The 12,488-nt window shown below is 37.0% G+C and carries 11 protein-coding genes; 8 read left to right on the plus strand and 3 right to left on the minus strand.

Annotation, left to right across the window (positions count from 1 at the left end):
* Window positions 1-160 precede the first annotated feature (160 nt).
* The 4 genes from CPT03_RS03280 (at window position 161) to CPT03_RS03290 (ending at window position 2,040) form a co-directional block, all read left to right on the plus strand.
* The gene (locus tag CPT03_RS03280; protein WP_099437502.1) at window positions 161-802 is read left to right on the plus strand and encodes a UPF0758 domain-containing protein; all 642 of its coding nucleotides are present in this window, start codon (window positions 161-163) and stop codon (window positions 800-802) included.
* 297 nt (window positions 803-1,099) lie between these two features.
* Window positions 1,100-1,630, plus strand: a complete 531-nt coding sequence (locus CPT03_RS03285; RefSeq protein WP_099437503.1) for a hypothetical protein — start codon at window positions 1,100-1,102, stop codon at window positions 1,628-1,630.
* Between the two features lie 63 nt (window positions 1,631-1,693).
* On the plus strand, window positions 1,694-1,828 hold the full coding sequence (locus CPT03_RS23230; protein WP_262497713.1) for a hypothetical protein: 135 nt from the start codon (window positions 1,694-1,696) through the stop codon (window positions 1,826-1,828).
* A complete protein-coding gene (locus tag CPT03_RS03290) occupies window positions 1,825-2,040 on the plus strand; it encodes a hypothetical protein (protein ID WP_099437504.1) in 216 nt (71 codons plus the stop codon). Before CPT03_RS23230 ends, CPT03_RS03290 begins: the two co-directional genes overlap by 4 nt.
* Before the next feature lie 331 nt (window positions 2,041-2,371).
* On the opposite strand, the gene CPT03_RS03295 is transcribed toward CPT03_RS03290, so the two are convergent.
* Together CPT03_RS03295 and CPT03_RS03300 are read right to left on the minus strand one after the other, a co-directional pair.
* Window positions 2,372-3,145, minus strand: coding sequence for a hypothetical protein (locus tag CPT03_RS03295; protein WP_099437505.1), 774 nt, complete (start codon window positions 3,143-3,145; stop codon window positions 2,372-2,374).
* 198 nt (window positions 3,146-3,343) lie between these two features.
* Window positions 3,344-4,264 (minus strand): hypothetical protein, encoded by a 921-nt coding sequence (locus tag CPT03_RS03300; RefSeq protein WP_099437506.1) that lies wholly within the window; start codon window positions 4,262-4,264, stop codon window positions 3,344-3,346.
* Between the two features lie 122 nt (window positions 4,265-4,386).
* Here CPT03_RS03300 and CPT03_RS03305 point away from each other — a divergent pair, with 122 nt between their 5' ends.
* The 3 genes from CPT03_RS03305 to CPT03_RS03315 all read left to right on the plus strand — a co-directional run bounded on the left by CPT03_RS03305 (window position 4,387) and on the right by CPT03_RS03315 (window position 8,778).
* Complete coding sequence (locus CPT03_RS03305) at window positions 4,387-4,917, plus strand: hypothetical protein (protein ID WP_099437507.1); 531 nt, start codon at window positions 4,387-4,389, stop codon at window positions 4,915-4,917.
* A gap of 59 nt (window positions 4,918-4,976) precedes the next feature.
* Window positions 4,977-7,241: a hypothetical protein gene (locus CPT03_RS03310; protein ID WP_099437508.1), complete on the plus strand. Its 2,265-nt coding sequence runs from the start codon at window positions 4,977-4,979 to the stop codon at window positions 7,239-7,241.
* A gap of 169 nt (window positions 7,242-7,410) precedes the next feature.
* A complete protein-coding gene (locus tag CPT03_RS03315; protein ID WP_157766334.1) occupies window positions 7,411-8,778 on the plus strand; it encodes a HEPN domain-containing protein in 1,368 nt (455 codons plus the stop codon).
* Between the two features lie 509 nt (window positions 8,779-9,287).
* Here the strand turns inward: CPT03_RS03315 and CPT03_RS03320 are convergent.
* Complete coding sequence (locus CPT03_RS03320) at window positions 9,288-10,646, minus strand: hypothetical protein (RefSeq protein ID WP_099437510.1); 1,359 nt, start codon at window positions 10,644-10,646, stop codon at window positions 9,288-9,290.
* A gap of 557 nt (window positions 10,647-11,203) precedes the next feature.
* Between CPT03_RS03320 and CPT03_RS03325 the strand changes: the two genes are divergently transcribed.
* Window positions 11,204-12,268 (plus strand): transposase, encoded by a 1,065-nt coding sequence (locus tag CPT03_RS03325; RefSeq protein WP_099437511.1) that lies wholly within the window; start codon window positions 11,204-11,206, stop codon window positions 12,266-12,268.
* Window positions 12,269-12,488 lie beyond the last annotated feature (220 nt).

Here is a 12,488-nt window from a genome sequence, read left to right on the forward strand (position 1 = left end):
GGATGATTCATACAATATCGGAATTATCTCGTAAACCTGTTTAAGATCGGGTAAAGGAAATTCAGATCGGGTTTGGTTGATAGGGATCGGGTAATGTGATTTTGTACCTATTGTTTGCAATTCAGGTGCAGAGCTTTGGGCTGATCAAATCAATAGCATCATGAATAAAAATGGAATCTTAGCATCAGAATCTTTCTCACGCGGCAGGCGTCATTATTTTTTGGACTTTAAGTTAGCCGGTAACAATAGTAACTATGTGCAGTTTACTAGGAGTGAGCAGCAGGGGAATGGCAGTTATAAGCGCTGGTCATTTGTGATTTTTGAGAACCAGTTCGAAGATTTTATCTCTGCATTTGCTTCTTTGTTTCGTTCTGCGGCTTATCAGGGGAAGGGATTTGTGACGGTAAAGCAGCTGCATGAAGAGTTTAAGGGGGAAGGTTGTATCAAAGCGATGCCACCTGAGTTAAGGCCGCGGGAAAAGATGGCGACCAGTGGCCGATCGGAAATGGAGAATAGTGAACTGTTGGCGATGCTGATTGGTTCCGGTTCTCCAAATGAGTCTGCGCTTAAGTTAGCGGAAAGAATATTGAATGGCGCAGGGGGGAGCCTTAAAAATCTTTCTGTTATGTCCGTTGCTGAGCTGTGCCAGTTTAAGGGGATGGGAATAGCTAAATCCAGTACGGTAATGGCGGCGATGGAACTGGCCTTGCGGTTGTCGGCAGCAACACCGGTACGGTACAAAACGGTATATCTCTATAAAAAGCCGGGCCGCCCTTCAGGTTTCTTTGATTTGGGGAACTGAGTTGTTTTTTGCTTTTTCCCGAATGAAATGTGGATTAGGTTTTTGTTATGGGAAGGATTAGGCTGTTTGTGCAACAAATTTCTGATCCGCAGTTTCGTCAGTCAAGGCGGCTTCGCTTTGCTCCGCTGGTTTTGGAAAAATAATCTCCACACCTGCGCTGCGCTTGGGTAGTATTTTTTGTTCCAAAAGCCTTGTCTGTCTTCCCTGCTAAATCAGGAGAGGGTGTTTAACAAAAAGCCAGGAATGGCTCCCGCCGAAAGGTAGTAAGCAGGGTTTAAACACTTAATCATTTTTAAAATGGAAACTAATGTAAAAAACAACGGACCGGCTAAAGTAGTCAACACAGTTCAGGCAGACAAAACCCCAAAATTCGTGGCCGGTAATCCGGTTAACGTGGTGGCGAAAGCTCAAGAGAAGGTAGTGGGTAAAGAGGAAGAATCAGAAAATCCTGTGGTGGCTTCGCAGGAAGTAACCACGACCGAGCCCAGCAAACTGGAAATTAAGGCTGCTTTGGCAGAGCAGAAACCTGCTTTGAATTTGGAGCAGACTTTAAAGAAGATTAAAGACCTGAACAGGCTTTCTAACCAAAGGGAAAAGCTGATCGTGACGATTGACAATTTAGAGGGTTTTGAGATTTTACAGGAGGATGAAGCCGAAGAAACAAATCTGAATCATTTTCAGCGTTGTGAACTGAAAATCACGGATGACAACGGAAATGTATTCAGTACTAAAAATCCTTTCATTATTGATCAGGTATCCAAAAACATCAAAGGTCTTTGTACTGAAAAACTAACAGAGGTGGAAGCGCAAATTTCCTTAAACCTGTAAATGCGGGCTACCTCCCGATGTGTTCGGGAGGTGCTTTATTTATTCATTTAAAAAAGAAAGATCATGTTAGACGCATTTGTAGAATTTTTGGATAAGATGTACTGGGAGGGCTATGCAGAGGAGTTTGAGCGGGACAATCCCACTGCTTTTTATAATCAGTTCAGGGAATTTAGAAACAACCACGGATTACCATTATGAAGTATGAAACCTTGTTTATTATGGTGCGTGTGCAGGTGTATACGAGCCATACTCAGATTTCAGAAGTCGTTCGGGAGGTAGAAAATCATTCCAAAATGAGTTTGTCGGATACGGCCAATATCAATATCCTTGAAACGGAAATACTGGTTTCAAGAGTCAGAAATGTAAAAAATATCAATCATCAGCATGAGAACAATTCATTTAATACTTAGCATTCGTGTAGAGGGAGAGAGTTAGCTGGATAGCTTGTCAGATGCTATACAGGAAATGGAACAGCAGACCAATTACCGGATTGGCAGTACTGAAAATGTGAAAATACTGGAAACGGAGATTTTGAAAACAGAACCCTTTAATACTGATCACATTTAACAATCTAGTCTATTTAGTAGAGAGGAGTTATACCATTAATTTAAAGCTAGAGTTTAATTACAACTTAAGTCCCATTAGGGAGTCGCTATCAATTTTTTGGAGCGGCCCTAATGGGCATCAAGTGTTTTTAGATTATACTGATATTAATTTATGTTTTAGTGGCGATCGATTAGATCAATTCAATATAAATCTGATAAACAGGTCTCCAAATTCAGTAATGGACATTGCCTGAAAGGGCTTGATGTCAAAGTAGGACATGCCATTATCTACCAGCAGTGCTTTTGCTGAGAGCATTTGCTTATTGTATAAAAATTCCCCTTCTGTGATTTGGTAGAATTCAGCTTTCTTAAAGTCCTGGATACTTTCATTATATGTATTTAATGCCTCGATCTGTTTGTCGATGTCTACAATTTGTTCTTCAATCTGTCGCTGATTCTGTTCGTCAAGTTGATCGCTGGTGATGTTGGTGTGATAGCTGGCCAGGCATTGCCTACGTTTGTCAAGTTCTTGCAGTTGTTGGCTGATTTTTTGACTTTCGATACTGAATCTTTGATACTGGCTTAAAATATTAATGGCAGTCTCATTCAGCTCAGCCACTAGCTGAAGGTAAATTTCTGCATTGTCGGTACTGGATCTTGGATAAAGAATGTGATGGGTTAAGATGTCCCTGAATCTTTTTTGCTTAGCCAGTGATTTTGTATTTGCGACTTTGATGATCACCAATTCAAAAACATCACTGAAATCCTCAGATTTTAGGTTTTCAAGGTCTATATCAGGATGGATATTAAAAAAATCGGACAAAAGTTCTGTGAAATTGTTAAGGCGGTTTTGTTTTATTCGTCCGCGATAGTCAAAAATTATTTCGTTGAGCAATTGCCCTGCGTAGGGTATTGTAGAAAATAGCATTTTCAACGCTGATATGCCGGCTTCCTTTTTGTCTATTGTCATGTTGGAGTTTTAGCTTTTTAGGTGTCAGTGGAAATTATGATTTCAATGAGATGACAAGGTGTTCAGTCTGATGCATACATTAGGCTATAAATTACTCGATCATTGGTGCAGAGGCTTAAATTTAAGCATGAGCGAGGAGCCATTATTTATTCGCTGGCTTGTCCAGATTATACTTTCTTAAATGCTGAGTTTGTGGTTTTAAGAACAGATATCTAGCATTACTTCAGCAATCTTAAAATTAAATGTATGGTCTCCCGTCGTTATCAGTTCCTCCAGCTTTTTGAGGTTAGAAAGATTAGTGCAGTCTGGATGCGGCAAGAAAACAGCATATTTAAATTCATTTCCATTCAGTTTAAACGTAAGGTTTACTACGAAAGTTGCAAATTCTGAAGGAGCTGTAATCACACCGACTGTCGAGTTATTCAATGGCGCGTGTTGATTTATGTATACAATGGGAAAGTCAATCTCTAATACAGAAGAACGTAAATAATCAATTAGCATACCGTAGGTGCCTTTTTTCAGCCCTGCTGAATCAAAAATTAATTCATATCCAATTTTTGAAAATACAGTCAAATAGGCGCATTTCAACAAGGCTTTCTTATCTATATTTACCTGCTGTTGCCATTTTAAATTGAATTTACCACCATCCCAATTCTCAAAAAGGCCCTTAAAATCAAGAACCTTAATGTTTTGCATGGATGAAGATAATTTAACCAGAGGCTTTCCGTTCTTTTCCCCTACAGTGAACTTTGCTTTAACACCATTGAATTCGAGCTGATCTGAGGAAATCACTACATCAATTTCGCCCGCACCAGTTTTAAAATTTTCGCTTTTAAAATAATTCAACAATTTTTTGTCCATAGTTTGTCCGTCCATATTATTTGCTTCCTTACTTGTAAGAACAATGCCTTTCCCTCCTAAACTCTCAGGCGGAACATGTTCTATTGTCAGATCACGGTTCTTAGAACCTTCAATAGTATAACAACGAAGTGAAATTGGACATATGTACAATGCATCCAGGACATCACTTTCCAGATGTTGAACCTTCAACCCAAACCGCTTAAAGTTATTTTTTAAATTCTCCGAGAACACGCTGAAAAGACGTTCATTTTTACCCATGTCAATTAACTAAAACATAAAAATAATAAATTCCGTCATTCATTTATCCTTATTTCCTATGACTTTAACTACAGTCGCTTACCTAATTAGAAAAAACTATATTTATTTGTAATATTACTCAAATGGGGAACGCGATATTTTCACAAACATTCTTATCACAATATTTAAAAGACTTCCGGCTTCAGTCTGAAACAGATATTTACAGAAAAAAGGAAATTATTGACACCTGGATAGCTATGCTGAGATCGAAACGACTTAATGCTGTCAAGGAGGAAGAAACCAAATCCAGATTTATTCTCGAAATCTTTGGTGACGTTCTTGGCTTCAATTATAAGAATCCAAGTAACTGGTTGATCAGGGAAGAACTCAAATCTAAGGTTGATGCTACTAAACCAGATGCTGCGCTGGGAATATTCCATATCAATGAAAGTGGGATAGATAATGATGTTCAAGTAGTGATTGAGATTAAGGATGCAAATACTTCCCTGGATACACCCCAAAATAGAAAGGCGTTTAACATCTCACCTGTTAGTCAGGCCTTCTTGTACGCTTCTAAAATGGGGGGGAACTGTAAATGGGTCGTTGTCTCCAATTTTACCGAGATCAGATTTTATCATTACTCCAGCCAGGGGAATATCAGGTTTTTAACCTAGCTGACCTAAATAAAGAAGATATTCTTAAAGAGTTTTTATTTCTTTTTCATAAAGATCGGTTGACGCACAGCGATAAATCTGCCACAGAAAAATTGTTTGATCTGAGAAAAAAGAGAATTCAGCGGAAACAATCCGAGAAACATATCATTGATCAACTTTACGATGCCATCTACAAATTTGAAGGGCTAGGTTTCGTGGATCCCAACTTTTTGTGCAATGTTACTCCATTCAAAACTATTGAAGATCATGTTTGGCACTTCGAAAAAGGTCGACTACTAATTCTAAATCCACTTGTCACCTCTCTTTTTGAGCAACTTAGTTTAACTAATGACGACATTATTCTCAGTGACAATCTTATTCGTGAAACCAAAAGACTGAAAGTTGTCGAGGCCAAAGAGAAGATTCACTATATCTTTAGAAGGCTTCACAACTGCATGATAAAGTACGTTTGTGCTCCGTTAGATCTTAATAGCCTAAAAAAAAGAGCCCTAAAATCCATAGGGTTTAGCTTACGGCATTTCCACCATATACAGGACAAAGAACTGATCATTCTGCCAACAAAAGGTGCTGAAATAGACAAATGCGAGTGTGTGAACTGTCTTTTAAGAAGCTTTGATTTTATCCACTTCATAAAAAAACTGAAGGATGCAGAACAAAGGCAAACAATGGACTCATTAGAACTTGCATATGGAAACTATCTTATTTCAACAGATAATTATAGAAAAGCTTATTTCCAGTACAAAAACACAGACATCAATACTAAAGGAAAAGAGGATAAAAAAATACAGTACTTTATTTCAAAAATTAATCAGATTTATCTTTACAATCTGATTTCAACCGATAGTGATGATCCGCAGGAGAAAGAAATCCTGAGCGACATTAAAAGCATAGATCTTGATAGAAGCATACACAATGAGCTGGATATTTATGTGGACGGGGATGTACGCAATTACCTGATCGAAGTTAAAGAGAACAAAATATTCATCAAAATTAAGGAGTTTGTAACTGCTGAACTGGATAAATTAGAGAAATCCCAAGGGACTAACGGCAACATTCATGAAATCGATACAAAATACCGTTTCCTTTATTCACACTTTCACAATAACAGGATTGTCTACGATGCTTTTTCTGAATTCACTCAACTTGTGACCAAGATCTTTAAATCATTTGTCCTATGCTACACGTCGTCGGAAAAAATACTTCCTAATTTTCCCGAATTTTACCTTGCTGAAGCGATCATTTATGTTAGTTCCCAAGAACTTCAAAATATTCTGAGAAACATTGATCTTACAGTCGATTCTTCTGCGCAGGGAGAGCTTGTAAGTAAAGCTGAGAAGTTATTAAACTCATTCGCCAGAGAAGGGTTTATGGGCTTTGATATGACCGAACCACTTCTTGTTGCCCAATTGTCTAACTATCGGTTTCAGGATAACTTTACGAGCATTTTCAGTAATATGTTTACTGTACTTTCGAAAATAGATTTACATACAGATCATGTGGCTATCCTCGCTAGGCCGATCTTGAGTTTTGTTAAAACCGAGAACATCTTGAGCTGGACGGATCTCAAAGAATTGGGCCTTTTTATTGAAAAGCATGGAGCGATATTTAAACCGTTTCAGGTATTGGAACTATTTAATCATGCAATTAACAACAGCTCCTATGGTGAGCATAAATACCATAGCCTGATCCGGTCTTTGTGTAAGGCCTATAGAAAATTTTATCCGGATCGAGTGCTTGAGGATAAAAGTCTAGTTCATAGGGCGATAGCAAATTCTATGGATAGCAATGGTAAGGCAGATCCAAAACACCTAATCTTCCTTTACCACATTGTTGATGATGATGGTAAGGTTCGGCTACTTAGGGAATTAAATGCTTATCTGACTAACAACTTTAATGACTTTCTTCTTATCGAAATGCTGGCACTTGACATTGTAACGCTTGATGAGACCTATCTTCCTATTTACCTTAGATCTGTCAACCAATCAAAGGGTCAAGGTTTTGGTGGAATAGCAAACGGAAAAGCTGATTTTAAAAATGTGATTATGATTAATCTAATTTACCAACTTTATGCCTATAATATTTGTCTAAACGAAGAGCAATTATCAATACTTGAGAATCTTTGCCCATTTGAAGCCTGGGCAGTTAACCCGATGGGTTTTGATTACAATAGTTTCGAAGTAGATTGGTTGATTGCTGTTGATCAGGATTTTATACTAGAGAAACTAGCAGGAAAAAATGAGATCAGGATATCATTAGAAAAGCAGTTACAGATTGAATTCGAGCCTACGTTGGCTAAAATATATTTCAAGTATTTTCTTGGTTAATGTTGTAGAGTGGACATCATAAATTTACTCCCTTATTATTGTTTAAACAATAAATTAGGTCAATCGCAACATGAAATTTATCCCTATCTTGTTGTATTTAAACAAATCAGAACATAATCTCAGATTTAAAGATATTTTTACTCAGATTTATGCTAATAGATTAGTTATTATGACTGAAACACCAGATCACACCTATTATGGCGTATGGTTCCTGCCTGAGGAGCAAAAAAAAGTGCAAGGATATGTTCGTGTAACTAACTTCATAATTGAATTGCACCTCACTGATCCAGATGGTAGGCAACTAACCAATAAGCGGCACGATAGTATCGATATGGAGAATTACCCGATTATCCATGGCATAGGTAGCTATAATGAAAGGATAACATTATACCAATGCAGTGGTTTTTCAGGTTCCTTTGATGTGAAAATTATGCTTTATGGTGATCAGTTCTACAAACCATTTGATGAGCAGAAATTTCAAATTCTGGGAGTTCATGTTCCACTCTTTGACAAATGGATTAGTGCTGAAAGCTTCAAAAGGGATATAATTAATACAGGATTTTCCATCACCTATAACGCGCCCGAAGAGATTGAGTGTATCCTTAACGAAGAGGTCAAAATACATATCCAATTTGAGTGTTTCCTCCCCACAACAGAAAACAAGAACAAAATTAATCTGCATGAATTTTCGCTTGTACATTTTGTCTGCCTGAATAAGGAGGGGTTAGCATTGGCTCAATTTTTCAAGTATATTCTGCATTTCCAGCAACTCGTTTCTTTTTTGTCTAGGGATGGAGCCAATGTTTCAGCTGTGCGTGTTTATACGGATGAAAAGGGATTCCAACAAAATAAGTTCTTGGGTACGATGGTTTATGGGGCAATTCCTTTTAACAAGTTTGAGTATTCTTCGAGTGATCATCTGCACAAGTTTCTGATCACTAAAAATGATATTGGAACTAATTTATCTTCGTTTTTTAAAAAATGGTTTGAATTAGCCAATAATGCTCAGCACATTCTTAATCTTGTTTTTCATGATTACTTTCATAGAGGCGCTTTTACAGAAAATAATTTTTTAAATCTGATCCGTGTTCTAGAAATTTATGATGCGTTTAAGTCTCCAGGCACAGTTATGCCGGAAAAGGATTTCAAAAACAAACTTGATGAAATTATAGCCGGTGTCCCCGAGATCTATAAAAAGGAGGTGAAAGAATATCTGCAATACAAAAACGAATTTACCTTAGATCATAGATTGAAAAGGTTGGTAGCCAGGACCATGAATTTCCATATCAGTTTTGACTATAAATATGATTCGCAGTTTATCATTAAAGTAAAGAATTCAAGGAATTATTATACACACTATAATTCAAAGCGCAAAAAAAATGTAGCTTTTGGAGATGAACTCATGCATTTAACAGAATCTTGTAGAGTATTGATCAATTATTTGCTTCTTAAAGATCTAGAGGTTCCTGAATCGGCATTAGTCAAACGATTTGAATATTATATCGAAAGTTCTTTTTATTCAAACTATTACCTCTGAAATTTAGATTTTACAGAGGAGCCACTACCAATTAGTTTGTGACTATAATGTTAACCATTTCGAAGTTTAATAAGCCGGTCTAATGACAGTTCAAGATTACCTAAAGTATACTTTACTTGGTACTTCCAATATCAATTGACATTTTGGACTCTGTGGATAACGCATGATAAAATGGATGAATTTATTGCCAAATTCGGTGATCGTCATTGCTTCAAATGGCTTCGTATCTATAAAAGACATACCATTGTCGACCAATAACGCTTTGAAGCCAGCATTTGATCATTGTAGAGAATTTCTTATCTGGAAATGTATAAAACTCAGTTTTAAAATTCTGAATACTTAAAATGTAGGGATTGAATTCTTCATGCTTCCAGTCTACATCAGCTACATTATGTTGATGCAGGAGGCTTCAAACTTCACCTTGATGCGTTAATTCAAAAATATTTATGGTCGGCCAATATGCATGCTGCGGATGGATATAAAGTGATCCTTAAAAATTGTTTGTCTTTTCAATAAGCCATGTCCTGCTGGACACTTAATCCAACGAAAGGATTTTTTTCATAATTCTTTATAGCATTTTCGATATTGTTCTGCTGTTCCGGGCTAAGCATTATAAGCTCACTCAAATCAATTCTCGCACATATGATATTTACAAGGTCGATGATTTCCGAATGCAGGGTCTTGCTAAAAATATGAATGTCATAGTAGTCCCGCCTCATAGAACGGGAGGTATCTTCTTCAAAACCGAATGCTATTGGAGAAAAGTGACGATGCAAGATCTTTCTCACATCTTTGGGAAACTGAATTAATAATTTAACAGGGCTCTTTTTGCTTGATGAGACCTTGCTAACGGTCAAAGGCTTAATGAAACTTCGGTGCTGTATCGCATCGCGTAATGGATAGATGAAATCTATCAGACAAGATATTTTGTCACTGAGTAAATATTTGCAGATGCCAGGTGCTTTATGCAAGAGATTTTTATAGTATGCTTCAGTTGGCTTATTAGTTGGATTGTGTACATTTTGTAGTTTGACTTTAGTTCTATTGATATGCTCCAAAGAATAACCCAATCCATATAGGTAATTGATTATCCAGGCAAGGTTATCATAGACACCAGTCACTAGTACCACAAAGTAGCTCAGGTGATACATGACCTCAGTGGAGGCATTGTTAGTTACTGTGCGCAATGATTGGTATTTTAGCTCAATCACGGCCTTGTTCATAAGTATCATCCTGTCATTTAGACTTTGCAGCAAATTTTCTATAGTGTCAAAGTCATCCGGGTATCCGGTTTTTAGATGGTTGAAGTGTATAAACAAGTTTTTATAGGAGGGGAGCTGTTTGTTAACGGCAATCAAATCATAGAAAAATTGGCCGATGCTGGCATTTCGGTCAGATTTGAAAATCCCGTTTTTAACATGGAATACCTGTAATACATCTAATATTTTGTCAATCGGAGTGGCATTTTTGATAAGGGTAGATACATAATAATGAAAATACCGATTGCCGATAAGCATACTATCGTTTAAAGTATATCCGTTTTCACGCAGAAAATTCTTTGCATCCTCCTCTTCGGTTTCGTAAGAGAACAACGCATGGATATAATTGCTTTTTACGATGTATTGATTGCCTTGAAGATAATAGCTTGCGAGATCCACTTCCTGTTCCTGGAGGATTTGGTTGACACGAGGGTCGTTTGTTGGCGTAAAGACGATGGAAGTAGTATCTAAAGATGATATTTTAAATAACCGTTTGAAACTTTCAGCTCCATTTTTTATTTCTTCAATAAAAGAATCGGTATGAATAAGTATGATGGGAACTGCCGGTACAGGAATCTGATCTAGGGGGTTTACATCATTCAATCGCATTTTCGGTTTTTTAGGTTCATTACAATTGATGATAGGTATTATTATTTACATGTGCAAATTAAGCTTCTACAAAATAGCAGTCTGATTAAAATAAAGGTAGGTTTAGTTGATCACATTTACTTAAAATCCCCAAGCTATCGTTAATCTAAAAACACGTAGGAAAGTGATTACTGAACTCAAATAGGGCAGGTATTCTGAAATTTTTATTGGTGTATTTGCAGTATTATTTACTGTAGGTATCTCTTCCATAATTACTCTTGTTATTTTGAACATGGGATTTGGGAGACTAAGGGTGTGCTTATTTGACTAACGGTTTTCCAATTGACCAAATTAATATATCAAATAAATTTTCTTTAAATTGTATCAACAAATCACTCAACCACTGATATAAACATTTTGGAGAAAGACTTATCCATCATGATAGGCAAAACTATGGACGATTTTAAGCTCAAAGATGATTATTATATCATGGAAGAAGCGACCTATTGATCATGTAAAGATTTAAGCCTAGAGCAGAATCAAGGACTTTCGAGTGATTTGTTGTTTCAAATTACTGTATGAGAGAAAAGAAGCTTAGCCTTATCAAATATTTCATAGGCATAGACGTCTCTAAGGCGACATTTAATTACTGTATACGTTATGGAGGAGGAAGTATTATAAACGGAAAGGTTTCCAATAATATTGAATCTATTAAAGAATTTGTGTCAAGCCTTAAGGAGATTTCCGGATTTAAAATGGGCAGTGCTGTTTTCGGCATGGAGGTTACCGGAGTATATGGTTTAGTACTGATGAACACGTTAATAAAATTAAGGGGTAAAGTTGTCGTTGAACCCGCGATGCGGATAAAAAACTCCCTTGGTATCATACGGGGTAAAAATGATAAACTAGATGCAGCCAGGATTGCTCGCTATCTCATCAAAAACCTTCCTGAACTAAAATTGTGGTTGCCGCGACGGAAAATAATAGATGAGTTGAGCAGCCTGTCAACATTACGGGAGAGGATGGTAAGGATCAGCGGAATGATGACCACGCCTTTGAATGAGGATGATGGATTTATAGATGAAAAAATCTCCCTGACAAACATTCGACTCTGTAACCAATCCATAAAAGATGTCAATGAATTGGTGAAAAACATTGAACAAAAGATTAAAGCACTCTGGACAGAGGATGATAGTTGCAATCGGTTGATGAAAGTAATGCTTTCTGTAATGGGGATAGGTGATGTAATCGCTTTACAGATGCTCATTCACACCAATGAGTTTAAATCGATAACAACAGCAAGAACTTTTGCGTCCTACTGCGGAGTAGCTCCATTTACATATGATTCGGGAACGAGCGTAAAGAAAACTGCTCGTGTATCACCTGTTGCTAACAAAAAAATTAAATCCTTGCTGCATAATGCAGTTAGAACTTGTATTGGATTTGATCCAGAAATCAGAGCCTATTATAAAAGGCGTGTGGAAGTGGATAAAAAGAATAAGATGTCCATCATAAACGCCATCAAGTTCAAGTTAATCTGCCGGGTATTCGCCTGCGTCAGACATGATAGGTATTATGAAAAGGGATATGTTTCTAAAGCACCTGAATTAGTCAATAAAATTAGCTCTTCAAATCATCTATAGTTTTTTTGAGTTCAGTTCGAAAGTGGAGCACTTCAGAGGATTCAGTGATTATCCCATGTGGGAAATCAAGTCTTTATAAATTTCCCATGTGGGATGACGATTTTTACGGTAATTGCTCCCCTAAGAATCACCTTGAAAATATGTTAACCGCCTATTTTTCATTTCATCGATGTATTTTCCCATGTCTGTAACTACCTTCAAATCGTTAAGGAATTGGTGT

This window comes from Pedobacter ginsengisoli, from assembly GCF_002736205.1.
Lineage (GTDB): Bacteria > Bacteroidota > Bacteroidia > Sphingobacteriales > Sphingobacteriaceae > Pedobacter > Pedobacter ginsengisoli_A.